Genomic DNA, 24,209 nt, shown 5'->3' with positions numbered 1-24,209 from the left:
CGCAAGGAAGGGATGGATATAGACTGCCTGGATTTCTCCCCGAAATCACTCCGGCAGGCGCTTATCTTGGGCAGCGCTGCTCTGCACAGGTGCAGGCTGCTGCGTTTCACTTGCGGCCAGCGGCTTAGGCTCGCTCTTGCGCGGCGCCTGATCGTCTTCGCCGATGATATCGCGGGCACCGTCCTTGAACTCGCGGAATGTGCGGCCGACGGCCCGTCCGAGTTCAGGGAGCTTGTTGGGTCCAAACAGCAGCAATGCCAAAATGACCAGCAAAATAATGCCTGGCACACCGATTCCACTCAGCATATGGTATTCTCCTCTCTGTACTTTACTCTTAACCAAAATCCGGATATGTAACACACCGTGTCCGAGTAAAGCAGATCATTGATGGATGTTTGCATTCGATTGGGCTTGTTCACAGCAATGACAAAAAATTGCCACATCGCCATCATACCATATCACGGATCATTACAATATCAAATAAGTGTGACAATTTTGAAAAAAGTCAGGTAAATGCTGGATTATTGGCGGTATTGCCCGGTCACCATCAGCAGCGCTTCCGGCAGCTGGTCCATAATGGCCGCCAAGTGCTCGTGCACGCCCTTGGGCGAGCCCGGCAGGTTGACGATCAGCGTCCGTCCGCGGATGCCGACAATGCCGCGGAACAGCATCGCTGCGCGGTTCTTCTGCATGACGGTCGCCCGCATGGCCTCCGCGATGCCCGGCACTTCCCGCTCGATGACCCGGCGTGTGGCCTCCGGCGTTACGTCCCGGATCGCCAGCTCCGTACCTCCGGTCGTGAGCACCAGGTCCGCCTGGAAATAATCGGTTAACTCAATGAGCGACGCGATAATATCATCCTGCTCGTCAGGAACGATGCGGTATTCCACGATCTCCCCGCCCAATTCCTCCTCCACCAGCTCCCGGATGACCTGTGCGCTCGTATCTTCACGTTCACCTCGGGCTCCCTTATCGCTTGCCGTCAGGATCGCTGTTCTCCACACCATAAGATCACCCCTCCTCCTTTAACCCTAAGTTCTTATCTTTGTGAACCGTCTGATCCGAGCACGTCCTTCTTCGACTATACTCAAGCTTCGCGGCTGTAGTCGCCGCTCTTGCCCCCGGTCTTGGATTCCAGCCGGGTCGGACCGATGACCATATCCTTCTGCAGTGCCTTGCACATGTCATAGACCGTCAGAGCGGCAGCCGATACGGCGGTCAGCGCCTCCATTTCGACGCCGGTCTTGCCCGTAGTCTTCACAGTTCCTTCTATATAAAGTTCATCATTTCTGTTATCGCTGAAATGAATATCAATGCCTGTCAGCGGCAGCGGGTGACACATCGGAATGATATCCGACGTTTTCTTCGCCGCCATGACGCCGGCAACAGAAGCGACGGCGAGCACGTCTCCTTTGCCGATCCGACCTTCCTTGATCCGCGCCAGCGTTTCTGGCGCCATCGTGACCGTCGTGCGGGCCACCGCCGTACGCGAGGTGACGTCCTTCTCCGAGACGTCTACCATTTTGGCCCGGCCTTGTTCGTTAAAATGCGTCAGATCCATCGTCAGCCCCCTTGTTCATCGTGTATATCCCTTGGTCGGTTATGAGGACCTGAAGACGGGCGTCGTTCTCGTCCATGGGGACGCGGTCTACTACCTGCGGCGCAAAACCGATCCCGGCCCACACAGGCATGGTACCGTCCCCGGCCGCAGCGCTCCATCGTTCGTAAAGCCTGTCGTAGTACCCCGCACCGTACCCGAGTCTTCCCCCTTCGAGATCAAAAGCGAGACCAGGCACCAGCACCGCATCCGGCAGCATCCCGTCCTGCTCGGCCTGCACCCGCTCGGGGTCCGGCTCCAGGATGCCGTATGCGCCGGTCTGGAGCTCGTCCCACCGCCGCAGCCGGTGAATCGTCATGGAACGATCCCCCGGATGGCAGCGCGGGACGTACACATCTGCACCCCGAAGCCAGGCCCGTTCGATCAGCGGCCGCGTGTCCAGCTCGCTGCGGAACGGAACGTACACCATCAAGCTCCGGCATCCAGCCGCTTCCATCCACGCCGATGCATGACGGCAGGCCTGATCGGAAGCGCGTCTCCGCTCCTCTTCCGGCAGACCATCCCGCACCTGCCGCATGGCAAAGCGAAGACGCGCCTTCTCTTCTTTCATCCAAGCCGCCCCCTGTGGCATCCAACGACGCTTTCGATTTTCAGTCCTGCATCCGTTGATTTGCTCTTATCTTACCACTGTTGCTTCTCTTTCGCCAAGATTGTCCCGAAGTCCTGCACTGCAAGTCGCGCATTCTCAGTATTTCATGTAAACTGATCTTATTAAGATGATAGATGGAGGTTGCAACGTCACATGCTTCTTCAAGCGAGCGGAATCAAAAAATTATTCGGCATCACTCCCGTGCTGGAAGGCATCAACCTGCAGGTTCAAGAGAGGGAACGTATCGGCCTCGTCGGCGTCAACGGCGCGGGCAAGTCGACCCTTCTGCAAATTTTGGCAGGGGAAATGTCCTATGACGGCGGGCAAATTTATAAATCGAAGGAAACGACGATCGGGTATCTCGCCCAGAACAGCGGGCTTCAATCCGACCGTACCATTTGGGAAGAAATGCTGGATGTGTTCACCCCTTTAATTGAGACGGAAAAAGAGCTCCGGGTGATGGAGCAACAAATAGCCGATCCGGCGGTGATGGACAATCCGAAGAAATACCAGGATCTGCTGGACCGTTATGCTTCCCGTTCGGACTGGTTCAAGGACCACGGAGGCTACGAAATGGAAACGCGGATCCGCAGCGTGCTGCACGGCATGGGCTTTGGCAGCTTTGCGCCGGAGACCCCGATCGCCACGCTCAGCGGCGGGCAGAAGACGCGGCTAGCGCTGGCGCGCATCCTGCTGCAGGCCCCGGACCTGCTCATGCTCGACGAGCCGACCAACCACCTGGACATTGCGACGCTGACCTGGCTCGAGGACTATTTGCGCGCGTATTCCGGATCGCTGCTGGTCGTATCCCATGACAGGTATTTTCTGGACCGCCTCGTGACGACCATCGTCGAGATCGAGCGGCATCAGTCCAAGCGGTATACGGGCAATTACAGCCGGTATATGGAGCTCAAGGCGGCCGAGTACGAATCCCAGATGAAGATGTATGAGAAGCAGCAGGACGAGATCGCCAAGATGGAAGCTTTTATCCAGCGCAACATCGTCCGTGCGTCGACCACCAAGCGGGCCCAGAGCCGGCGCAAGGCACTCGAGAAAATGGACCGGATGGACAAGCCGCTCGGCGATTTGAAGAAGGCCCACTTCTCCTTCGAGGTCGAGTACATGTCCGGCAAGGAAGTGCTGCAGGTGCGTGACTTGTCCGTGTCGTTCCAGCCGCCAAAGGCGCTGTTTAAGGACGTATCCTTCGACCTGCGCCGCGGGGAAACGGTCGCGCTCATCGGGCCGAACGGGATCGGCAAATCGACCCTGCTCAAGTGCCTGATCGGAACCAGCCAGCCGCAGACCGGAGCGATCCACTGGGGAACCAAGGTCAAAATCGGGTATTACGACCAGGAGCAGACCAACCTTAATCCTTCCAATACCGTGCTCGAGGAGCTTTGGAGCGCCTACCCGCACATGGAGGAGGCCCGGATTCGCACCGTGCTCGGCAACTTCCTGTTCAGCGGCGAGGACGTGCTCAAGAAAATCGCTGCGCTCAGCGGCGGCGAGAAGGCTAGGGTATCGCTGGCCAAGCTGATGCTGCTGGAAGCCAATATGCTTATACTGGACGAGCCCACCAACCATCTGGACCTCTTCAGCAAGGAAGTGCTGGAGTCGGCTCTGATCGATTACGAAGGCACCCTGCTGTTTATTTCGCACGACCGGTACTTCCTGAACAAAATGGCCGAACGCATTATTGAGCTTCATCCCGAAGGGACCGAGCATTACCTCGGCAACTATGACGACTATGTAGCGAAAAAACAGGAGCTGGAGGAGCTCAGCCAAGAAGCGCTTGAGCAGGCAGGCGGAGCCGGAGCGAAGAACAGCCCCTCCAAACCAGAGGCAGCAAACGATAACAGCGATAAATCCGGCGTATCTTCGTTCGAGGCCGACAAACAGGCTAAGCGCGAGGAACGAAACCGGCAGCGCAGGCTTGCCGCGCTCGAGGAGCAGATCCAGAGCCTGGAGGAAGAAATTTCGGAACTTGACGCGGAAATGGCCAAGCCGGAGGTCTACCAAGACTACGTCGCCCTGCAGGAGCATCAGCAGCAGCAGGAGGAAAAGAAAAACCAGCTGGAAACGATTTATGCCGAATGGGAAACATTGGCCGCGGAGTAAGCCGATTTTCAACAAATGGAGCCGGCGGAAGCTCAAATGTTCGAACTTTTGTCAAATTTACAAAAAAAGTTTTGATGTTAAGATTCCACTTATTCACAGCCTTATCCCCAAAAAAAGTGCATAACTTCCAACAAAGGATGGCCTTAAGGGCCATTTTTTGTTGAGCAAATGCGCCTCTTTGTAAAATATCCATCTTTATCCACCAAATTATCCACATTATCCACAATTCCCACAGGAAACCTGTGAAAAACCTATCCCCTATTTTCACCCCTCTATAAACCAGCGATTTTATTAAGAAACAGGTGGTTGTGCACAATTTCGGTGGAATATGTGGATAACCTTGTCCACATCTTGACAAGGACCAGGTCCTAAGATATAGCCCCAAAATAGGTCCTTAGCCTGCCGATTCGCCGATTCTTCCGACAAGAATGACAGGAGCCTTCGACGGCATAACGGCTTTTTCGTCCCCTATCGTCGGACAACAACCGCCATAACCGTCAAAGATGCAAAACAGCCTGCCGTCTCATCAACGAGACAACAGGCTGTTCATAATTCACAAGGTCTATGTTACTGATTTCCCTCCGGCTCAGGCCGGATCTCATGATCGGGAAAACGTACGGCCAGCTTTCAAGCGCGCACGGACCATTCCTCCAGCGAAAATTGCGGCATCGCCCGCAGGTCCAAACCGGCGAACTGCTGCTCCTTCCATTTCAAATAAGCAGCGGCTCCGATCATGGCCGCATTATCCGTGCAGTATTTGAACGGCGGGATAATCAGCTCGATGCCTTCCTGCTCGCACTGGCGGGACAGCTCCGCCCGCAGGCCCTTGTTCGCCGCCACGCCCCCGCACAGCAGCAGCTGCTTCGCATGGTAAGACTTCACCGCGCGGATCGACTTCGTGACGAGCACTTCCACGACGGATTCCTGGAAGCCGCGCGCAATCGCACCCTCCGCGGCCGGCTCCCCGCGCATTTTGCGCTGGTTCACCACGTTCAGCACCGCCGACTTCAAGCCGCTGAAGCTGAAATCGTAGGTGTCCGGCTCAAGCCAGACCCGCGGAAGCGGGACGGCCTCTTCGGATTCCAGCGCCAGACGGTCCACGTGCGGGCCGCCAGGATACGGAAAGCCGAGCGCCCGCGCCACTTTGTCGTACGCCTCGCCGACCGCGTCATCCCGCGTGCGCCCGATGACTTCGAAGTGGCCCTCTTTTTCCAGGTAGACCAGCTCCGTATGCCCGCCGGAAGTCACCAGCGCCATACACGGGTACTTCAGGTCGGCCACCAGGTTGTTGGCGTAAATATGGCCGGCAATATGATGCGTGCCGATGAGCGGCTTCGAGAGCGCAAACGCCAGACTGGTCGCCGCGACGACGCCCACAAGCAAAGCCCCGACGAGGCCGGGGCCCTGGGTGACGGCAATCGCCGACAAGTCCTGCGGGGTGATGCCCGCGGCCTGCACTGCTTCCTGAAGCATCAGCGTAATATTCTCGACATGCTTGCGGGAAGCGACCTCCGGCACGACGCCGCCGAACGCCTTGTGGGTTTCGATCTGGCTGGCGATCAGGTTGCTGAGCACCTCTTTGCCGTCTTTGACCACCGCGGCGGACGTTTCGTCACAGCTCGTTTCCACCGCCAGAATATAGCATGGTTGTGATTGTATGTTGGCTTGATTCATTTGTGTACTTTCCTTCCTAGCCGCGGGCGTTCTGACTGCGGTCCGGAAACAGCTCGGCCCACATGATCATCGCGTCCTCCTGGTTGTCCGAATAATACCCTTTTCGGAGTCCGGCCGGCTCGAATCCCATTTTCATATATAAATTTTGCGCCACCCGGTTGGAGATCCGGACTTCGAGTGTCATCCGTTTCATGCCAAGCTGCGAGGCTGTCTTCATCAGTTCAAGCAGCAGGCGCTCTCCCCATTTGCGGCCGCGGTAAGGGGACAAAACGGCAATATTCGTCACATGCGCTTCGTCAATGACCGTCCACATCCCCGCATATCCGACAGGCTCCCCGTTCCATTCCATCATCATATAACGCGCAAAATGATTATGCGTCAGCTCGTTCCGAAACGCTTCCTCCGTCCAGGGCAGAGTGAATGCGTCATGCTCGATCACCATCACGGCGGGTATATCCTCTAATGTCATCGGACGGAAAGTTAATCCTTCCGCATCCTGTTTGATCTCCTGCTCCATGATTGTCAAAAGACTCCCTTCACGGCTTGCGCAGGAGCTTTTCAGCTTCGGCAAGCTGCGTATAGTTTGGCACCAGGGCGTGCAGCTCATCCCGCTCTCCCCGGAGGAGGCGGTCCGCACCAAGCTGCCCTACCGGCTCCCCTTTCATATCGCAGGAAGTCAGATGAAGCCGGTCTCCCAGCATGGGATGCAGCCTCTGCGCCGATTCCTGATGATTGCCGATCTCGCCGACAAAATGGACGGCAGCCGGCCATTCTTCCTCCGGCATGGACAAGAGGAGCTGCTCCAGTTCCTCCACCCACGGCTGCATCAGCCGGATGGCATCGTCCTTCTTCCGCTGCGGGATGACCGCCTGCCCGGCCGCAAACAAGGCCGTATACGCCTGTCCTCTTCTAGCGTCCACGAGCGGAATGACCCAGCTCGTTCCGCCTGAGGCCCGAGTGTCCGGACCGGCCATCAGTCCGCTCCAGGCCAGCGCATGCAGGCTGGAAATGCCGGCGACCGGCACGTTCCAGGCCCAGGCCAGCGTCTTGGCGGCCGTGACGGCAATCCGCGTTCCGGTATAAGAACCCGGGCCAACGCCCACGGCGACGCCGTCGACTTGGGATGCTTCCACGCCGGCTTCTCGGAGGCCTTTCTGGATCAAAGGCAGCAGATGGACCGAATGATTCCGCTCGCCTGAAGCCTCGATTGTATGGAGCACGCGGTCGTCCTCCATGACCGCCAGCGCCAGGCAGGCCGTCGAGGTATCAAGCGCCAAAAACCGCCGCAGCGGCTGTGAATTCTCGTTATTCATGTTGATACGACTCCATTTCTGTTCAAACTGCCGACCCATTCTTCATAAGGCTGCCCATACCCCCGGACCGTAATGCTTCGCTCCGTGAGGCCGACAGTCTCGATGTAGACATGCAAATGCCGGTCCGGCAGCAGTTCTTCGATGATTTGCGACCATTCGACCAGGCTGACGCCGTTTCCGAAGAAGTACTCGTCCAGTCCCAGATCCTCGGCCTCCTCCAGAGACACCCGGTAGACATCCATATGGTAAAAGGGCAGACGCCCTTCGTATTCCTTAATAATGGTGAATGTGGGGCTGTTCACAACATCCTGCACCCCAAAATGTCTGGCGAACGCCTGCGAAAAGGCGGTCTTTCCCGCCCCCAGATCGCCGTCCAGGCCGATCACGGTCCCCGGCTCCGCTACGCCTGCCAGCCACGCGGCCAGCGCCTCCGTATCCTCGGGGCTGCGGGAGGAATAGATGAACGGTTTCCCGTTATGATTGCTTTCCACGATGGGATTCCACCTTCTCCTTCCAAATCCTTGAATGCAACTTGCCCTTAATTATATCGGTCAACCCTGACACCCGCAAGGACTGGGGGCCGTGTGTTCCAGTCAGCCTTATCCCTAATCCTCAAGGATGGTCAGCTGCGGCCACTGCTGCTTCCAGTTTTTCGACCGTACCCGGCTGATATAGTAGGTTCTATCCTCAAACCGGGGACTCCTGCGTACGACGAGGCCGAACAGATCGTCCAGCCCGTAAGGGGCCAAGATCTCCAGCCTGTTCCCGGTATTCAGGCGTGCGCCTACTGCGGTCGCCGTCTCCGGCCACCAGCTGACCGCGTCCTCCGAGGAACGGTAAGGCGGATTGCCGTTGCGGATATGCATGCGCGCCTGATTTTTAACAGACCATTTATCATTCCCGGTTTGTTCGATCAGTCTTTGCTCCAGCAGCCATTCGCGTTCCTCCGACAGATCTCCCGGATCATAGTAAATAACGTCAATATCGGTATGGGCCGCCTGGTTCACATATCCGTGCAGCCGGTCCCACACCGTCCCCCTGACGTACCCGGCCGCGATGTAGCACTGCGGAAGCCCAAGCTCCCGCACCCGTTCCAGATCTTTCAGTAAAAGATCATTCTCCAGGATATACTGCCGTAAACGTTCTTCGTAGGACATACGCATCCTCCAATTCCTTTGGCGGCTCATCCGCCGTGTTCCTTCATTATATCACGGAATCACAGAAGTACCGTTGGGGGAGAAAAGCGACCAGCGGACTCCCGCGGCTTCCTGCCAACGAGCAAAGTCCCTGTCCGGGAAGGGACAGGGGTTATATTTCGCGCGTAAGGCGTGAATGATCGTATCGAAAACTATCTTCGTTTCTTTTTCCATGGCTTGATGACCGAAATGATGAATATGACCAGCGTCAGAACGATCTGGATGAAGACGAACGCATTTCTGAGACCATGGTTACGGAGAAATCCAGGGTCTTCAAGCGCCTCCGGCCCCATCGTCTCCAGCAGATAGAGATTGGCAAGCATCAGCTTATCCACGACGAAAATGCCCATGAACGTCTGCAGCAGAAACAAAATCCATTTCACGGCCAGCCAGCGGTGCCTGAAGAAGCCCCATGGCGTAAAAAAGCCGTACACGAAGGCGACCGCGAGCGTCCCCACGGCCCCCGTCCGGATCACACCGTCGCTGATGAGCACGATGACTTTATAAGATTTCAGCGTATCTTCATAGCTGCCTAACCCTAGTGCAAAGTTGACGGTCACCGAGCTCAGAATGCCGCCAAAAAACAAGGACACCAATACGATATGCACGATCTTCAGCCACTTCATGACGGGTGCGCTCATTTTCTTCACATTTGTCCTCCTCCCTTCCCCCAAGCCCGCAACTTTCGGAGTCAGGCCATAAGTCCTATCCTACCGGCCGGAGATTGCAAACCTGTGACAACGATGTACGCAATCCGTGAAATTTGGCGGCAAGCCCCAGCAGCCGCGGAATATGGCGAATTAGGGAAGCCGCAGAATCGACAGTCATTTTAGGAAAACGGCCATTCGACAAATCTCCACTGACCGGAGTTGTCAGTGAAGTAGGGGTATGATGGGGTTGAAGGGCAAACAGCCCGCAAATATGCCAATGCGCTGACAGCATCGTCTGCCGGCTTTACATTAAAAAATGAACATGGAGGAGATTTAAAATGGAAAAAGCTCTCAAGGATCGCAAACAGATCGGATATGTATTCATTCCCGGGGCGGGCCTGGACGCCCAAATATGGGACAGGGTGACAGGGGAGCTGCCGGCGCCTTGTCTGACGGTGGACTATCCGGGCAGAGGAACGAAAAACGGAGGAACAAGCAAGCTGTCCTTAAAGGATTATTGTGCACATGTAAAGGAGCAGATCCGCAGCTGGGATGTGGAAAAATTCATTCTGGTCACTCATTCTCTCGGTGGTGTACTCGGTCTGAGCATCGCCGACGAAATGGCGGACCGGGTCGCCGGTTTTGCCGCCATCGGAGCGGTGATCCCGGCAAGCGGGGGATCGTTCACGTCCGCCTTCCCTTCAGGGCAGCGGCTCCTGCTGCCCCTGATGATGCGCTTGTTCGGGACCAAGCCTCCGGAACAAGCCATCCGCCGCGGGCTCTGCAGCGATCTCACCGAGGAGCAGGCCGACGAAATCGTCCGCCGGTTTACCCCCGAATCGATCCGGGTCTACACGGACCGGGTAGAGGCTGCTTCCCGGCTTCAGGTCCCTTCCCTGTACATCAAGCTTGGTCAGGATCAGGAGCTGAAGCCGGGCCTGCAGGACAAGATGGCCGGAAATTTGGGCGCCCGCGTCGAACGACTTGAGTCCGGCCATCTGCCCATGCTGAGCCACCCGGATGAGCTGCGTCAGCTGCTACAAAAGTTTTGTACCTCGGTGTCCGCGGCAGGGTAACGGGCAGACGGCCGGGCACCCCTGTCTGCATTATTGGAGCCCTCTTCCACTTTTACTTGTTACCCGGAGACCTCCAGCCATTTGCGGATGAGGGCCTGCAGCACATCCCGCTTGGACTCGACGTCATCCATACCGGTAAATCGGATCGTTGCCCGGTCAGGCGCAGACCATTCCAGCAGCTCCTGCGCTTGTTCGAAAAACGGCCTAAGGTTGACAGGATCTTTTGACTTCGCCCCGCGATGCAGCACCAGCCTGAAAAATCCTTTTCCATGCAGATTAAAGGTCACCCTGTCGTCATTCTGGAAGAGAAAGCTTGGGGCGTTCCACTTGATATGCTCGGAGAGCCCTTTATCCGTGTTCAATATGATTTTCCGAACTTCCTCCATTTCAGGCTTAAGCGGATGATCCAGCTGGTTCAGAAAGTCCTCCACATGCTGGCTGGACGGCTTTGGCACGGTTATCACTCCTGACTCCGATTATTTTGGTGCACTACATTCGCTGCGTCATACCGTATGTCCTGCCTCCGTCCGATCTTTGTGATGACCAACTGAATAGAAAAATAAAAAAAGTGCGTAACCACCTTACGCACTTTTCTCTATCTCTTTCCCTGGGTCTATGGACTGCCTATCAACCCGCTCAAGATTCGGACAAAACCGCTGTCTCTTCCCCGGCCAGCACCGGTCCGCTCTCCCATACCCGACTAGGAATTTCGCGCCTGAGTACCGGCAGCACTTCCTCCGCGAACCGCTGCAGCTGCTCTTGCTGCTCCGACTCGGTCAGCCCATCCACACCGATGCTCAGCACCGTATGGCCGAACGCCTCGTGGTAATTCAATATTTTCTCGATGACCTTTTCAGGGCTGCCGATCAGCGCCGGGCCGTTCTCGATCTGATCTTCCAGGCTGTGAAAAGGCGATTGGTTATGTTTTGCCGATTCCGTTGCGCTGAAGGCCGTATAATACGGCCGGTACTGCCGGATCGCCTCCTCGGTCGTATTTCCCAAGTACAGGCTCCCGGAGCCCGCGCCGACGACCGCTTTGGCGGGATCATGGCCGTAATAGGCAAGACGCTCGCGGTAATGATCGATCAGCGCTTTATACTTGGCCTGCGGATGGAAGGCGTTGGAGGAAAAAATCGGCTCTCCGAACTTGGCCGCCAGCTCGGTCGAGCGCGTGCTCGAAGCGCTGCCGTGCCAAACCGGAATGGAGGCCTGATACGGACGGGGGAACGTCGTCACTTCCCGCAGCGGCGGCCGGTACTTTCCTTCCCAAGTGACGTTTTCTTCAGTCCACAACCGTTTCAGCAGCCTGTACCGCTCTTCCATCGAATCCCACTGTTCTTCCTCCGTAATGCCGAACAGCGGATAATGCCGGGGGTCGTTTCCTTTGCCGATGATCATCTCCAGCCGGCCGCCGGACAAATGGTCCAGTGTGGCATAATCCTCGGCCACCCGCACCGGATCAAGCACGCTCAGCACAGTCACGGTGGTGAGCAGGCGGATGCGGGTCGTGCGGGACGCGATGGCGGTCAGCACTACAGGCGGCGCCGAGGACAGGAAGGGAGCTCCGTGCCGTTCTCCCACACCGTAAGCGTCGAAGCCAAGCTTCTCGGCGAGGACCGCCTGCGAGATGACGTTGTGGAACTTTTGCTGCGCGGTCAAGGACTCCCCTGTTACTGCATTGGGAAGATTCATCATAAGGCTAAATACAGCCACTTTCATATGGAATCTGGCCTCCTATCCATTCAAAAATCAGTTGAGTTCGGTCGGCTGCTCCAGGCGTGGTCCGGCACCAGCCGCTTCCTTCCGTTTGCGCAGAAGGAGCGCCAGCGGAATGGCCAGCGCCACCAGCGCGCTCGCGAACAAAAACGCATCGTCGATGCTCCGCGTATACGCCTCGCGGCGTATCCACTCCGTGCCCTGCGCCGCATAGTTAGCGTGCAGACGGGACTCGTGCACGCTCATCCGCGCATAAAACACCGATGTGAACATGCCGAGCGCTCCCGCGCTGAATAGCTGCCGCAGCCAGTTGATCAGGGCCGACGCATGGCCCGATTCGGACTGCGGAACCGCCGCCATCGCCGCGCTGGTCGCCGGCGTCAGCGACAGCCCCGTACCGACGTTGCGGATCGCCAGCCAGATCATGACGGAGACGAGCGTCGTTTCCGTGCCGAGCCGGCTGAAGCGAAAAGTCGTCACCAGCAGGATCAGGCTGCCCAGGGCAATCAGCGCTGCCGGCCCAAAGGTGCGGTATCCTTTCCCTGACAGGAACGTGGCCAGGGTCAGACACGCGGCCGCGGGAAGAAAGAGCAGCCCGACTTGAAAAGAAGACAGCCCTTGAACTTCTTCCAGGAACAGCGGGACAAAGTATACGCCGGAGTAGAGGGCAAAGGACAAGATCAGCGATACACCGAGGCTTGCGGCGAACGTGAAATTGCCGAACAATCTGAGGTTCAGCAGTGGCTCCTTCGCGCGCAGCTCGAGCCTGATGAAAAGAGCGGTGCATGCGCCGCCGATCAGGAGGCAGCTCCACGTCCAGGCCGACCGCATGCCCCAGGCGTGCAGATTGCCGAACAGCAGCAGGATGGTAAGGCTGCCCACAGTGGCCAGCAGGAGTCCGGCGGCATCCAGACGCTTTTGCGGACCCCGAACATCCTTCGGGAGCAGGATACGGCCCGCCAACCAGGCCAGAATACCGGCCGGCAGCGTCACGAGAAAAATCAGGTGCCAGTCGTGCTGCTGAAGCCACCCGCTAACCGAGGGGCCCACCGCCGTGCCAAGCACCGTCGAAAACGACCAGACGCTGACCGCTAGAGGCTGTCTTCCTCGCGGCAGCGTCTGATAAATCATGGCCAGGGACACGGGCTGAATCAGTCCGCACCATAAGCCCTGCAAGATGCGGAAGAAAATCAGTGCATGAATATTCCAGGACAGGGAACACATTACGGAACTGACGGTGATTCCGGCCAGTGACAGCAGAAACATCCGCCTGCCGCCGAAACGGCTGGAGAGATAGCCGCTGACGGGAGCAATCATGCCGAAGGCCAGCGTAAAGCCCGTAATGATCCACTGCACCGTCCCGAGGCCGGTGTGAAAGATGCCGATAAAGCCGGGCAGCGAAACGTTTAATGAAACCATGGGATACATGCCGACAAAGGAACCGCAGAACAGGGTGAGCAGAACCGGCCAAAACGGCAGACTGCCCTGCCCCTCTTCGGCCTTTGCCGCGGCAGCATTCATCGTGACTGACAATTCATAACCTCCCGTTCAGGTGGCGGCCATCCCGTCACAGCGCATAGTGGCAGGCCGCGTGGTGACCGCTGTCCAATTGGCGCAGCGCTGGCTCCTCCTGCCGGCAGCGGTCTGTGGCAAACGGACACCGGGTATGGAACCGGCAGCCCGAGGGCGGATTGGCCGGCGAGGGAATCTCCCCTTCCAGGCTTCCGGCCGGCTGGCCTTGGCGGGGCGTGGTCTGCGGTATGGCCTCGATCAGAGCCTGGGTATACGGGTGGGCCGGGGCGAGAAACAGCGACTCGCTCGGTGCGATCTCCACGAGCTTCCCGAGGTACATCACGCCGATCCGGTCCGACAGATGCCGGACAACCTGCAGGCCATGGGCGATGAACAGGTAGGTCAGCCCCAGCTTTTGCTGCAGGTCCTGCAGCAAATTGATGATCTGGGCCTGAACCGATACATCCAGCGCGGATACGGCTTCGTCGGCGAGAATGAACCGCGGGTTCAGGGCGATCGCGCGGGCGATGCCGATCCGCTGCCGCTGCCCGCCGGAGAACTCGTGCGGATACCGCTGCGCCCATGACGGGTCTAGCCCAACCAGCTCAAGCAGCTCGCTGACGCGGCGACTGATGTCGGCCGGGGGGCGCTGCCCCTGACCGTGCACCTTAAGGGGCTCGGCGATGCTGTCGCCGATCCTCCAGCGCGGATCCAGCGATCCGTACGGATCCTGGAAGATCGTCTGCATATGCTGGCGGGCGGCGCGCAGTTCACGTCCTCCCAGGTTCGTCAGGTCCTTGCCGTCAAAAAGAACCGTCCCTGCCGTGGCACGCTCCATCTGGAGCAGCACCCGGCCCAGCGTCGACTTTCCGCTGCCGGACTCGCCGACCAGGCCGAAGGTTTCGCGCTTGCGGATCGTAAAGCTGACGTCGTCCACGGCGCGGATCAGCTTTTTCGCTTTGCCGATGCCTCCGCCATGCACCGGGTAATACTTTTTCAGGTGATCTACGGTAAACAAAGCATCCGCTTCTTCCGCTGCCCCAGTTGAGCCGGCTTCGCGTCGTCCCTCAATGTCTTCTTCTGCGCCGCCATCCCGTGTAACGCGTAAAGCAGCCGTCTCGGTGGAAGCCGCCGGGGCGCCAGAACCTGCAGCTGCACCCGAAACAGCCATCGCATTGGATGCCGCCGCAACGAAACCTTCAGCTGTACCGAGACCTACTGCTGTACCGAAACCATCGGCTGCACCGGAACCCTCAGTTGCACCGGAGCCCGCCGGCACGACAGGGGCCATCCAGCCCTCCGACTGAACCAGCTCCTCCGCATGCCAGCATGCGCTCCGGCGCTCGCCGGATCCGGTTAAGACCGGCGCCTCCTGCGTGCAGCGCTCCGTGGCAAAGGGGCAGCGAGGGTGAAAGCGGCAGCCCAGCGGAAGTGCGGCCAGGCTCGGGATGGACCCTTCGATAGAATGCAGCTTCGTGCCGCGGACCGTGTCGAGCGTCGCGACGGAACGGAGCAGGCCCCGCGTATACGGGTGGCGCGGAAGGCGGAACAGCTCGGAAGCCGGCGCCTCCTCGACGATTTCGCCGGCATACATGACGACCACCCGGTCGGCAATTTCAGCGGCGATCCCGAGATCATGGGTGATCAGCAGGATCGACATGCCGAGCTCGGCCTGCAGCTCTTTCAGCAGGCGCAAAATTTGCGCCTGGATCGTAACGTCCAGCGCGGTGGTCGGCTCATCCGCGATGAGCAGGTCCGGCCCGCAGGACAGCGCCATGGCGATCATGGCCCGCTGCAGCATTCCGCCGGACAGCTCGCCCGGATACTGCTTCAGCCGCAGCTCCGGCTCCGGAATACCGACCCGCTTCAGCAGCCGGACGGCGCGCTCCCTGGCCTCCCGCTTGGAAACTTTCTCATGCTGCAAGATGGTCTCCTGAATTTGCTGCCCGATCGTAAAGACCGGGTCGAAGGCCGCCATCGGCTCCTGGAACACCATCGCCATCCGTTTGCCGCGAATCCGGCGCAGTTCGGCCTCCGGCAGGCCTGCCAGGTCCGTCCCAGTCCAGAAGAAGGCTTCCTCCGCTGATGCGCCCGTTCTCATGGTCGATCAGACGCATGATCGCTTTGGAGGCCACCGTCTTGCCGCTGCCCGACTCCCCGACGAGGCAGACGGTTTCCCCGGCTTCGATCGACAGGGTCACGTCCCGGATCGCCTGCAGCGTCCCTTTCCGGGTCGTAAAATCGACGGACAGCTCCCGGATATCAAGCAAAGTGCTCATTGACGTTCCTCCTCCTTTAGCGCTGCGTGACTTTCTTCGGATCGAAATGGTCCCGGAGCCGGTCGCCGATAATGTTGACGGACAACACGAATGCGGTGATGGCCAATCCCGGGAAGGTGCAGATCCACCAGGCCGCGGTCAAATAGCCTCTGCCTTGGGAGAGCAGCGTCCCCCAGTCCGGAACCTCGCGCAGAACCCCGAGGCCCAGAAAGCTCAGGCCCGATCCCGTCAGAATGGACGTCCCGATACCGATGGCTGCCATGACCAGCAGCGGAGACAGGCTGTTCGGCAGCACATGCTTCCAGAACACACGCAGCGGCGAAGCGCCGATGGATACTGACGCTTTGACGAACGTCCGGCTCTTGATGCTCAGCACCTGCGCCCGCATCACCCGGGCATAACCCGGCACGGAGGATACGGCTACCGCCAGCACGATGTTAAACAGGCTAGGACCGAGCGCACCGGCGATGGCCAGCGCCAGCAGGATGCCCGGGATCGTCATCAGCACGTCATTGAGACGCATGATCGCCGTGTCGATCCAGCCGCCCGCATAACCGGACAGCGCCCCGATCGTTCCCCCAAGCAGGCCGCCGACGAGGACGGAAGCAAAGCCGATAAAGAGCGAGTCCCGGCTCCCGTACACGACCACGCTGAAAATATCCCGGCCGAAATAGTCGGTACCGAACAGATGCGCGCCGCTTGGCGCCTGCATGATGCTGTCCGTCCGCATCTCCGTCGGGGCATAGGGCGCAATCCACTGCGGCACGATGGCACAGGCCGCCACAAACAAAATGATTAATCCGGCCGCCACCAGGAACAGGTCGCTTGCCGTAAATTTACGGATTTTCGGTGCGGCCGCGGCTGCAAGCTTCCGCTCGCGCCAGACCGTCTTGGCGGATACCGCCTCCCTCATAACTGCTCCCTCCTAAGGTTTATGTTGAACGTCTCACGCGCGGATCGATCAGCGTATAGGACAGATCCACCAGCAGGTTAACCAGCGTATAGATGATGGCTGAGAACAAAATGACGCCCTGGACAACCGGGAGATCCTTGGCCATGATCGCGTCCGAAATGATCCGGCCGATGCCCTGGCGGGAAAACACCGTCTCGACGACAACCGTGCCGGCCAGCATGTCACCGATCAGCATGCCCGTCATCGTGACGGCCGGTATCAGCGCATTGCGCAGCGCGTGACGGTACATGACCGCCCGCTCCGCCAGTCCTTTGGAACGAAGCGTCACGATGAACTGTTCGCTGATGACCTCCAGCATGCTGTTGCGGACCATCCGGATAATAAAGCCGCTCCCGACCGTGCCAAGCGCCAGTGCGGGCAGAACCAGCGTTTGCCACCCGTCCGATCCCATCGCCGGAAACCAGCCCAGCGTAATGGAGAAAATCAGAATGAGCAGGATGCCCGACCAGAAGGTTGGCATGGAGATGCCGAACAGCCCGATGACGCGGGCGATGATGTCAATCGCCCCGTTCCGGTGAATGGCCGACAGGACGCCAAGCAGCAGACCCACGGTCACGGATACCAGCACGCTGGCTCCGGTCAGGGCCAAGGTGGCGGGGAAGCTCTCGGCGATTTTGGGCAGCACCGGATCGGAATTCAGCAGGGATTTGCCGAAATCCCCCTGCAGGATGCTCCCGAAATAATGGAGCAGCTGGATGTGAAACGGCTGGTCCACACCCAGCTGATGCCTTAAGTTCGCAATGACCTCCGGCGTCGCCATCGAGGGATCGACCATGTTGTCGGTCGGATCCCCGGGAAGAACGTAGAGGATCGTGAACACCAAAACGAGCGAGCCGATAATGACGAGGAGCGACGTTACAAGGCGCCGGGTTACCATCCACAGCATGCCGCCTCAAGCCTCCTTTCTATTTTTGCAAAGATACGTCGTTGAACAGCGGATACCCGAGGGAATCAAAGGTAAGTCCCTGTACCGATTTGGAAGCGGCCACCGTATACGGGAAGACGTAAATCGGCAGAATGACCGCGTTGTCGATGATATAATGCTGAATTTTTTGGTACAGCTCCTCGCGCTTGGCATCGTCCTTCTCGACCCGTCCCTCTTCCAGCCACTTGTCGACTTCCGGACTGGCGAGTCTCGGCAGTGTCGGCCGGCTCTTTGGATCATAGGAATGGTAGAAGGAGTACAGCGCATTCGGATCGGAGTTGACCTGGCTGTTGCCGTACAAATCATAGTTTCCGTTGGTGTAGACCACAGTGCGGACATCCTTCGTGATCTCGACCTCAACGTCCACGCCGATCTGCTTCAGCTGCTGCTGCACCATGACCGCGATGTCGTTGCGTTTCTCCCGGTTTGGCGTGCCGTCGACGTAGTGCAAGGTCAGTTTCTTCCCGTCCTTGGTCCGGACGCCGTCCGCTCCCTTAACCCATCCCAGATCGTCAAGCAGCTGATTGGCTTTGGCGATATCCGGTTTGACCGAGTTTTCCAGCGACGGGTCATAACCGAAGGTGCCCGGGGTCAGCGGGGACCAGGCCCGCTCGTACGTGCCCAAGTACAGCGTTTTGACGATGGCGTCCACGTCCACGGCCAGCTGCACCGCCTGCCTTGCCTTCAGCTCGTTCCACGGCGCGCGCTCCTGGTTGAAGAACAGCGTGTACGGCAGGCCGAGCGTATTTGCCTGCAGCAGCTGGAAATTCGGATCCTTTTTCAAGGTCAGGATGTTCTGAGGCGGCACCGTCTCGGCGGCCAGCACCTGCTTGCTCTGTACGCTGCCGATCCGGGTGGCCTCTTCGGGTACGATTTTAAAATCGATGCTGTCCAGGTAAGGCGCCCCTGTATTGGTCACGATCTCCGGCGCCCAAGCGTAGTCCGGATTGCGCTCGACCTTGATGTCGGCATTCTCATCCCACTTGACGAATTTGAACGGCCCCGTGCCTACCGGATGCTGCCCAAGCTGATCCCCGTATTGCTTGGCTGCAGTCGGCGACACAATGCCAAGCAGCGCCTGGCTCAGGTTGCCCAGAAAAGCCCGTGAGGGCGTCGACAAATTCAGCTTGATCGTGTACTCGTCGATGACCTCGGAAGACTTGTAGGGCTGAAGCAGGGCGGCCGCATTCGCCGCCTTGGTGGCGGGGTCCAGAATCCGGTCGAAGTTGAACTTGACCGCCTCGGCGTTAAACGGCGTTCCGTCCTGGAACTTGACGTCCTTCCGCAGCTTAAACGTGTAGCTCAGCCCATCGTCTGAAATGGTCCATTCCGTCGCCAGCCACGGCTTGATCGTATTGTCCGGCAGCTGAACGACCAGGCTGTCGTAGATGGTGCGGATGACACGGACCGCGACGGCCAGGCCGCTGCGGTGCGGGTCCAGTGTATCCGGCGACGTCGCCAGAGCGTAGGTGAGCTCCCCGCCCTTGGCGGATGCTCCCTGTACGGCCGGTGCCGCCCCGCTATCCGTCTGCCCTTGGGAGGCCGTCTGCTTGCCTCCGCAAGCGGACAGCAGCATAACCATGACCAGCAGAGCGGCGGCTGCCGATTTACGCCTGTTTTTCGAATAAAACTTCATCTCTCTCAGACTCCCTTCAGATCCAAATATCGTTTGCATGCAGGGTGCAGGGACTCCGCAGATTGGCAGAGCCCCCGTCCCGTTTAGGACAGCGCTTTTTGCTTTGTATAGCGGTTCTCCGGCACCGGCAGGCCCAGATTTCCCCGCAGCGTATCTCCCTCGTATTCCGTGCGGAACAACCCCCGCTCGCGCAGAATCGGGACCACCAGCTCGACGAAATCGTCCAATCCGCCCGGCACGCCCGATCCGATAATGAAGCCGTCGGCGGCCTCTTCCTCAAACCACTGCTGCACCAAATCCGCCACCTTCTCCGGCGTCCCGATAAACACCGTCCGCGGCGTCGCTTCCTGCAGCGCTATTTCACGCAGCGTCAAGTTCTCCTCTTTGGCGCGTCTCTTGATACGGTCGGTCGTGCTGCGGAAGCTGTTCGAGCCAAAGTCACCCAGGTCGGGAAACGGCTCATCCAGCGGGTATTGGGAAAAGTCATGGTGCTCGAAGTAGCGTCCAAGGTATTCCAAAGCCTTCTCAATCGTCACCAACCCGGCGATTTCCTGGTATTTGCGCTCGGCTTCCTCTTCCGTGCGGCCCACGATCGGCCCGATGCCCGGAAAGATCAGAATTTCCTCCGGAGCGCGCCCGAGTGCGGCTGCCCGTTGCTTCACGTCCCGGTAAAAGGCCTTGGCCTCCTCGATCGTCTCCGGGCCGGTGAACACGGCGTCCGCCGTTTTCGCCGCCAGGCTGCGGCCGCTGTCCGAGGAGCCCGCCTGGAACACGACCGGCTGCCCCTGCCGGGAGCGCGCAATGTTCAGCGGCCCCTGCACAGAGAAGAACTCCCCTTCATGGTTCAGCCGGTGCAATTTGTCCGGATCGAAGAACACCCCGCTCTCCTTATCCCGCACAAAGGCATCGTCTTCCCAAGAGTCCCACAGCCCTTTGACCACCTCAAGATACTCTTCCGCGATCCGGTACCGCTCGGAATGGGCCGGATGCGGCCGGCCGCCGAAATTCAGCGCGGTCCCTTCCAGTGGTGAAGTTACCACGTTCCATCCCGCGCGCCCGCCGCTGATGTGGTCGATGGAGGCGAACTGCCTGGCGACCGTAAACGGCTCACTGTAAGAGGTCGACAGCGTGCCGACAAGCCCGATCCGGGAAGTGGCTGCGCCGAGCGCGGACAAGATCGTAATCGGCTCAAACCGGTTCAGAAAGTGCGGAATCGACTTTTCGTTGATATACAGGCCGTCGGCAATGAAAACAAAATCGAACTTGCCCTCTTCCGCCTTCTGTGCCTGCTGTGTATAGAACGAAATGTTTACGCTCGCATCCGAAGGAATTTGCGGATGTCTCCAGGCGGTGTGGCTGCTGCCCACGCCGTGTATGGTGGCCCCCAGTCGAAGCTGTCTGTTTTTGCCCATAGTTCACTCACTCCATCTTTTTATAAATTTGAGTTGATGCTTAAAATGACTCCAAAGATGACCCTCGACGGTTTCAATATTATTTTTCCAATGAGTATAGTCGGGATTATTGCTGATACTGTACCATCTATGCCTTTCGGGCTACAATACCGTATTAAAATCTTCTATTCAGGCTTTTCCATTCTCTATAAGGCTTTACACTGCGGGCTTTTCCGGGTATGTGAAAAACCCCGATCCGTGCTTAGCGGACCGCGGTTCTCAGGGTTGTTTCGGACAGCTCTGTATTATATGTGGAGTACAGGGAGTATGAAATAGAGGTCAGACTGCCTGCTCTTCAGCCGGCGTTAATACGGCGTAACGGGTAAGCTCGCTGCGAAGCTCAGTTAAAGCGGATTCCAGGCGATCTCTCAGCTCTTCCTTGATCTCGAAACCGCCGTTCTCCAGGCGCGTGATCCATCCGTCTACGGCGAATACACCGCCAAGAATATGCGTGCCTCCCAGTGCGGCTACCACCGGCTTCAGGGCATAATCCACGGCCAGAAGATGGGCGATCGTGCCCCCGATAAACAGCGGCAGCACCAGTTTGCCCTGCAGGCCTTTCTGCGGGATGACGTCCAGAATCGTCTTCAGCGCCCCCGAGTAGGAAGCTTTATATACCGGGCTCGCGATAATGACTGCGTCCGCTTCTTCCACGGCCGCAATCACCTGCCGGATCACCGGACTGTTGAAATCTGCGCGGAGCAAATCCTCTGCCGGCAAATCCGCCGCCGAGATGAAATCGATCCCGTATCCGGCCAGCGCCAGCCGGTCCTCGAAAAACTGGGTCAAAGCGAACAGGCGGGACCCATGCGTCGGGCTCCCCACAATAAATGCTATTTTCGTCATCATCATTCCTCCTCATGGGATGGGGTTGAGACTGCCAACTTCACAAATATCCGGACCCCGTGCACCAGCACATCCTCGTCGAGGTCAAACCGGGGCTGGTGGATCGCATGCACGATTCCCGCTCCCTTGTTCCCGCAGCCGATAAAGGCAAAAGCGCCGGGAACGCGGTCCAGGTACCAGCCGAAATCTTCGCCGGCCAGGCTGGGCGGATCGAGGTAGCTCACCTGCTCCTCGCCGAGCACCTGCCGCGCCGCAGCCATGATCCGCCGGACGGCGGCCCCGTCATTCACGACGGCGATGCCTTCGCGCAGCTCCATGGCGTAACTTCCGCCGGCCGCTTCCGCGATGGTGGCGGCCAGACGCCGAAGCCCTTCCGTGATCGCCGCAACGGTTTCCTTCCGGAAGGCCCGGAAGGTCCCCCTCAGCTCGCTGTCAGCTGCAATGACGTTCACGGCCGACCCGGCATGCAGCGTGCCGAAGGCGAGAACGGCCGCTTCCGCGGGATTGACCCGGTTCGCCATCAGACCGTTCACCTCGGTGACGAACCGCGCCGCCATCTGCAGCGCGTCCACCGCCTGGTGCGGGGCGCTGTGATGCCCGGACGCGCCCTGAAACCGGACGGTAAAATGGCTGGAAGCCGCCATTGCTTCGCGCGGATGCACGCCCAGTGTGCCGACGGGCAGCTCCGGCATGACATGCAGCGCGAAGCATTGGTCGACGCCGTCCAGCACACCGTCCTCGATCATGTCGCGGCCGCCCGACAGCAGCCGCCCGTCCAGCGGGCTTCGCAGCGCGCCTTCCTCCGCTGGCTGAAACACGAACCGGATCGTGCCCCGGATCCGGTGGCGGTGCGCCGCCAGCGTCCGTGCCGCGCCGAGCAGCATCGCTGTGTGGGCGTCATGGCCGCAGGCATGCATGACGCCTTCATGGATCGAGCGGTACTCGGCTTCATTCTCTTCTTGGATCGGAAGGGCATCCATGTCGGCGCGAAGCAGCAGGGTCGGGCCGCTGCCGCTGGTACCGTGCAGCGTTCCGACGACCCCCATGCCAAAGTGCTTGCCGACGCCGCGCCTGACCTCGATCCCCCAGGATTCCAGCAGGCCGGCCACGATGCCCGAGGTGCGGGCCACATCGTACAGCAGCTCAGGATGGCGGTGCAGGTCCCGGCGAATCCGGACGAGCTCCTCGCGGAGCCCTCCGGCAAATTCCATCAGTTCATCCGCCTGTGTCAGCCCGATCATCGTCCGCTCCTTTAAGAACGTCCGGCCGCGGCCTTGGCTCCGGCATACCGGTTCTCCGGCACCGCCAGCCCGAGATTGCCGCGCAGTGTGTCGCTCTCGTATTCGGTCCGGTAAATACCGCGTTCCTGCAGAATCGGTACCACCTGGTCCACGAATTCCTCCAGCCCTTTCGGCACGGCGGCCGTAATCATGAAGCCATCGGCCCCGCCTTCCTCGTACCACTCCTGAATTCGGTCCGCAACCTGCTCCGCGGTTCCGATAAAATTGCCGCGAGGTGTGGCCGACTGCAGCGCCACCTGCCGGAGCGTCAGGCCTTTTTCCTTGGCATCCTTTTTGATTTTGTCCGTACCGCTCTGGAAGCTGTTCTTGCCGAGATCGCCGAGATCCGGGAACGGCTCGTCAAGCGGATACTGGGAAAAGTCGTGATGCTCGAAAAACCGGCCGAGGTAGTTCAGCGCATTTTCGATCGTCACCAGGCTGGCAACCTCCTGATATTTCCGCTCGGCTTCCTCCGGTGTGCTGCCGATAATCGGGCTGATGCCCGGGAAGATCAGCACGTCGTCCGGATTGCGTCCAAAAGAGGCGGCTCGGGTTTTGACATCCTGATAAAAGGCTTTCGCATCCGCCAGCGTTTCGTGCCCCGTAAAGACGGCGTCCGCTTCCTTCGAAGCGTAGTTTTTGCCGACCTCGGACGACCCCGCCTGAAAGATAACCGGCTGCCCCTGCTTGGAGCGAGCGATGTTCAGCGGTCCTTTGACCGAGAAAAACTCGCCTTCATGGTTCAAGGTGTGCATTTTCTCCGGATCGAAGAATACCCCGGTTTCCTTGTTCCGCACAAACGCGTCGTCCTCCCACGAATCCCACAGCCCCCGGGCCACTTCCAGAAATTCGGTCGCGATCCGGTAGCGCTTATCGTGTTCGGGATGCTCCTTCTTGCTGTAGTTCAGTGCCGACCCTTCCAGCGGGGACGTCACGATGTTCCAGCCGGCGCGCCCGCCACTGATCATATCGAGCGAAGCGAACTGGCGGGATACGGTAAAGGGTTCGCTGTAGGAGGTGGATAACGTGCCGACAAGCCCGATGTTCTTGCTGACGGACGCGAGCGCGCTCAGAATCGTGATCGGCTCAAAACGGTTCAGAAAATGCGGGATCGATTTTTCGTTAATATACAAGCCGTCCGCGATAAAGATGAGGTCCATCTTCCCTTCCTCGGCTTTTTGGATCCACCGTTTGTAAATCTCAAAATTGACGCTGGCGTCGGGCTGGGCATCCGGATGGCGCCACATGGAGGTTCCCCCTCCGACACCGTGCAGCAGCGCGCCGAGTTTCAATTGTCTTTTCTTGGCCATCTCTTCCATCCTCCTTATTTAAAAAGCGATTCTATTATGGATAAAAA

Annotated in this window: 22 protein-coding genes and 1 pseudogene; 2 read left to right on the top strand and 21 right to left on the bottom strand. The window is 58.8% G+C overall.

What is annotated here, in order from left to right; genetic code table 11:
* Positions 1 to 45 precede the first annotated feature (45 nt).
* The 4 genes from GCU45_RS21105 to GCU45_RS21090 all read right to left on the bottom strand — a co-directional run bounded on the left by GCU45_RS21105 (position 46) and on the right by GCU45_RS21090 (position 2,168).
* Positions 46 to 303 (bottom strand): twin-arginine translocase TatA/TatE family subunit, encoded by a 258-nt coding sequence (locus GCU45_RS21105; RefSeq protein WP_076175208.1) that lies wholly within the window; start codon positions 301 to 303, stop codon positions 46 to 48.
* 218 nt (positions 304 to 521) lie between these two features.
* Positions 522 to 1,007 (bottom strand): MogA/MoaB family molybdenum cofactor biosynthesis protein, encoded by a 486-nt coding sequence (locus tag GCU45_RS21100; protein ID WP_076174928.1) that lies wholly within the window; start codon positions 1,005 to 1,007, stop codon positions 522 to 524.
* Between the two features lie 80 nt (positions 1,008 to 1,087).
* Positions 1,088 to 1,561: a cyclic pyranopterin monophosphate synthase MoaC gene (gene moaC / locus GCU45_RS21095; RefSeq protein WP_152400300.1), complete on the bottom strand. Its 474-nt coding sequence runs from the start codon at positions 1,559 to 1,561 to the stop codon at positions 1,088 to 1,090.
* A complete protein-coding gene (locus GCU45_RS21090) occupies positions 1,542 to 2,168 on the bottom strand; it encodes a 5-formyltetrahydrofolate cyclo-ligase (RefSeq protein ID WP_244364185.1) in 627 nt (208 codons plus the stop codon). The genes moaC and GCU45_RS21090 overlap by 20 nt, the downstream gene beginning before the upstream one ends.
* A gap of 192 nt (positions 2,169 to 2,360) precedes the next feature.
* Between GCU45_RS21090 and GCU45_RS21085 the strand changes: the two genes are divergently transcribed.
* A complete protein-coding gene (locus tag GCU45_RS21085) occupies positions 2,361 to 4,325 on the top strand; it encodes an ABC-F family ATP-binding cassette domain-containing protein (RefSeq protein ID WP_076174937.1) in 1,965 nt (654 codons plus the stop codon).
* Positions 4,326 to 4,952: 627 nt separating this feature from the next.
* Here the strand turns inward: GCU45_RS21085 and tsaD are convergent.
* From tsaD to GCU45_RS21055, 6 genes are all read right to left on the bottom strand, one after another.
* Positions 4,953 to 5,999: a tRNA (adenosine(37)-N6)-threonylcarbamoyltransferase complex transferase subunit TsaD gene (gene tsaD, locus GCU45_RS21080; RefSeq protein ID WP_152400296.1), complete on the bottom strand. Its 1,047-nt coding sequence runs from the start codon at positions 5,997 to 5,999 to the stop codon at positions 4,953 to 4,955.
* A gap of 16 nt (positions 6,000 to 6,015) precedes the next feature.
* Positions 6,016 to 6,516, bottom strand: coding sequence for a ribosomal protein S18-alanine N-acetyltransferase (rimI, locus tag GCU45_RS21075; RefSeq protein ID WP_152400293.1), 501 nt, complete (start codon positions 6,514 to 6,516; stop codon positions 6,016 to 6,018).
* A 19-nt stretch (positions 6,517 to 6,535) separates the two neighbouring features.
* Positions 6,536 to 7,312 (bottom strand): tRNA (adenosine(37)-N6)-threonylcarbamoyltransferase complex dimerization subunit type 1 TsaB, encoded by a 777-nt coding sequence (gene tsaB / locus GCU45_RS21070; RefSeq protein WP_152400292.1) that lies wholly within the window; start codon positions 7,310 to 7,312, stop codon positions 6,536 to 6,538.
* On the bottom strand, positions 7,309 to 7,803 hold the full coding sequence (gene tsaE / locus GCU45_RS21065; protein WP_425281210.1) for a tRNA (adenosine(37)-N6)-threonylcarbamoyltransferase complex ATPase subunit type 1 TsaE: 495 nt from the start codon (positions 7,801 to 7,803) through the stop codon (positions 7,309 to 7,311). Before tsaE ends, tsaB begins: the two co-directional genes overlap by 4 nt.
* Positions 7,804 to 7,917: 114 nt before the next feature.
* Positions 7,918 to 8,469, bottom strand: a complete 552-nt coding sequence (locus tag GCU45_RS21060) for a nucleotidyltransferase family protein (protein ID WP_152400290.1) — start codon at positions 8,467 to 8,469, stop codon at positions 7,918 to 7,920.
* A 191-nt stretch (positions 8,470 to 8,660) separates the two neighbouring features.
* The gene (locus tag GCU45_RS21055; RefSeq protein WP_244364649.1) at positions 8,661 to 9,149 is read right to left on the bottom strand and encodes a DUF2269 family protein; all 489 of its coding nucleotides are present in this window, start codon (positions 9,147 to 9,149) and stop codon (positions 8,661 to 8,663) included.
* A gap of 347 nt (positions 9,150 to 9,496) precedes the next feature.
* Between GCU45_RS21055 and GCU45_RS21050 the strand changes: the two genes are divergently transcribed.
* The gene (locus tag GCU45_RS21050; RefSeq protein WP_152400286.1) at positions 9,497 to 10,234 is read left to right on the top strand and encodes an alpha/beta fold hydrolase; all 738 of its coding nucleotides are present in this window, start codon (positions 9,497 to 9,499) and stop codon (positions 10,232 to 10,234) included.
* A 59-nt stretch (positions 10,235 to 10,293) separates the two neighbouring features.
* Here GCU45_RS21050 and GCU45_RS21045 read toward each other — a convergent pair whose 3' ends face one another.
* The 11 genes and pseudogenes from GCU45_RS21045 to GCU45_RS20995 form a co-directional block, all read right to left on the bottom strand.
* Positions 10,294 to 10,689, bottom strand: coding sequence for a DUF1801 domain-containing protein (locus GCU45_RS21045; RefSeq protein WP_244364183.1), 396 nt, complete (start codon positions 10,687 to 10,689; stop codon positions 10,294 to 10,296).
* Between the two features lie 181 nt (positions 10,690 to 10,870).
* Positions 10,871 to 11,953, bottom strand: coding sequence for an LLM class flavin-dependent oxidoreductase (locus GCU45_RS21040; protein ID WP_152400284.1), 1,083 nt, complete (start codon positions 11,951 to 11,953; stop codon positions 10,871 to 10,873).
* Positions 11,954 to 11,983: 30 nt separating this feature from the next.
* Positions 11,984 to 13,483, bottom strand: coding sequence for a DHA2 family efflux MFS transporter permease subunit (locus tag GCU45_RS21035; RefSeq protein ID WP_244364181.1), 1,500 nt, complete (start codon positions 13,481 to 13,483; stop codon positions 11,984 to 11,986).
* 34 nt (positions 13,484 to 13,517) lie between these two features.
* A pseudogene (locus tag GCU45_RS34245) lies at positions 13,518 to 15,741 on the bottom strand (dipeptide ABC transporter ATP-binding protein).
* A gap of 16 nt (positions 15,742 to 15,757) precedes the next feature.
* On the bottom strand, positions 15,758 to 16,654 hold the full coding sequence (locus GCU45_RS21025) for an ABC transporter permease (RefSeq protein WP_089549939.1): 897 nt from the start codon (positions 16,652 to 16,654) through the stop codon (positions 15,758 to 15,760).
* 19 nt (positions 16,655 to 16,673) lie between these two features.
* A complete protein-coding gene (locus GCU45_RS21020; RefSeq protein WP_152400282.1) occupies positions 16,674 to 17,600 on the bottom strand; it encodes an ABC transporter permease in 927 nt (308 codons plus the stop codon).
* A gap of 19 nt (positions 17,601 to 17,619) precedes the next feature.
* The gene (locus GCU45_RS21015; protein WP_152400280.1) at positions 17,620 to 19,275 is read right to left on the bottom strand and encodes an ABC transporter substrate-binding protein; all 1,656 of its coding nucleotides are present in this window, start codon (positions 19,273 to 19,275) and stop codon (positions 17,620 to 17,622) included.
* Positions 19,276 to 19,358: 83 nt separating this feature from the next.
* Entirely contained in the window at positions 19,359 to 20,687 is a 1,329-nt protein-coding gene (locus GCU45_RS21010; RefSeq protein WP_145160822.1) for an LLM class flavin-dependent oxidoreductase, read from the bottom strand.
* Between the two features lie 318 nt (positions 20,688 to 21,005).
* Positions 21,006 to 21,572 carry an NADPH-dependent FMN reductase gene (ssuE, locus tag GCU45_RS21005; RefSeq protein ID WP_076174972.1) on the bottom strand — a complete coding sequence of 189 codons (567 nt, stop codon included), beginning with the start codon at positions 21,570 to 21,572 and terminating at the stop codon, positions 21,006 to 21,008.
* A 2-nt stretch (positions 21,573 to 21,574) separates the two neighbouring features.
* Entirely contained in the window at positions 21,575 to 22,813 is a 1,239-nt protein-coding gene (locus tag GCU45_RS21000; protein ID WP_152400278.1) for a M20 metallopeptidase family protein, read from the bottom strand.
* An 11-nt stretch (positions 22,814 to 22,824) separates the two neighbouring features.
* Entirely contained in the window at positions 22,825 to 24,162 is a 1,338-nt protein-coding gene (locus tag GCU45_RS20995) for an LLM class flavin-dependent oxidoreductase (protein WP_089549934.1), read from the bottom strand.
* Positions 24,163 to 24,209: the final 47 nt, after the last annotated feature.

The sequence above is a fragment of the Paenibacillus cellulositrophicus genome, assembly GCF_009363095.1.
Taxonomy (GTDB): Bacteria; Bacillota; Bacilli; order Paenibacillales; family Paenibacillaceae; genus Paenibacillus_AQ; species Paenibacillus_AQ favisporus.
This window is presented reverse-complemented; position numbering and strand designations above follow the sequence as displayed.

Excerpts from the sequence above, each read along its gene's own strand:
- GCU45_RS21100 (WP_076174928.1), bottom strand. The coding sequence starts at position 1,007 with ATGGTGTGGAGAACAGCGATCCTGACGGCAAGCGATAAGGGAGCCCGA.
- moaC (WP_152400300.1), bottom strand. The coding sequence starts at position 1,561 with ATGGATCTGACGCATTTTAACGAACAAGGCCGGGCCAAAATGGTAGAC.
- GCU45_RS21090 (WP_244364185.1), bottom strand. The coding sequence starts at position 2,168 with ATGAAAGAAGAGAAGGCGCGTCTTCGCTTTGCCATGCGGCAGGTGCGG.
- GCU45_RS21085 (WP_076174937.1), top strand. The coding sequence starts at position 2,361 with ATGCTTCTTCAAGCGAGCGGAATCAAAAAATTATTCGGCATCACTCCC.
- tsaD (WP_152400296.1), bottom strand. The coding sequence starts at position 5,999 with ATGAATCAAGCCAACATACAATCACAACCATGCTATATTCTGGCGGTG.
- rimI (WP_152400293.1), bottom strand. The coding sequence starts at position 6,516 with ATGGAGCAGGAGATCAAACAGGATGCGGAAGGATTAACTTTCCGTCCG.
- tsaB (WP_152400292.1), bottom strand. The coding sequence starts at position 7,312 with ATGAATAACGAGAATTCACAGCCGCTGCGGCGGTTTTTGGCGCTTGAT.
- GCU45_RS21060 (WP_152400290.1), bottom strand. The coding sequence starts at position 8,469 with ATGTCCTACGAAGAACGTTTACGGCAGTATATCCTGGAGAATGATCTT.
- GCU45_RS21055 (WP_244364649.1), bottom strand. The coding sequence starts at position 9,149 with ATGAGCGCACCCGTCATGAAGTGGCTGAAGATCGTGCATATCGTATTG.
- GCU45_RS21050 (WP_152400286.1), top strand. The coding sequence starts at position 9,497 with ATGGAAAAAGCTCTCAAGGATCGCAAACAGATCGGATATGTATTCATT.
- GCU45_RS21040 (WP_152400284.1), bottom strand. The coding sequence starts at position 11,953 with ATGAAAGTGGCTGTATTTAGCCTTATGATGAATCTTCCCAATGCAGTA.
- GCU45_RS21025 (WP_089549939.1), bottom strand. The coding sequence starts at position 16,654 with ATGAGGGAGGCGGTATCCGCCAAGACGGTCTGGCGCGAGCGGAAGCTT.
- GCU45_RS21020 (WP_152400282.1), bottom strand. The coding sequence starts at position 17,600 with ATGCTGTGGATGGTAACCCGGCGCCTTGTAACGTCGCTCCTCGTCATT.
- GCU45_RS21015 (WP_152400280.1), bottom strand. The coding sequence starts at position 19,275 with ATGAAGTTTTATTCGAAAAACAGGCGTAAATCGGCAGCCGCCGCTCTG.
- GCU45_RS21010 (WP_145160822.1), bottom strand. The coding sequence starts at position 20,687 with ATGGGCAAAAACAGACAGCTTCGACTGGGGGCCACCATACACGGCGTG.
- ssuE (WP_076174972.1), bottom strand. The coding sequence starts at position 21,572 with ATGACGAAAATAGCATTTATTGTGGGGAGCCCGACGCATGGGTCCCGC.
- GCU45_RS21000 (WP_152400278.1), bottom strand. The coding sequence starts at position 22,813 with ATGATCGGGCTGACACAGGCGGATGAACTGATGGAATTTGCCGGAGGG.
- GCU45_RS20995 (WP_089549934.1), bottom strand. The coding sequence starts at position 24,162 with ATGGCCAAGAAAAGACAATTGAAACTCGGCGCGCTGCTGCACGGTGTC.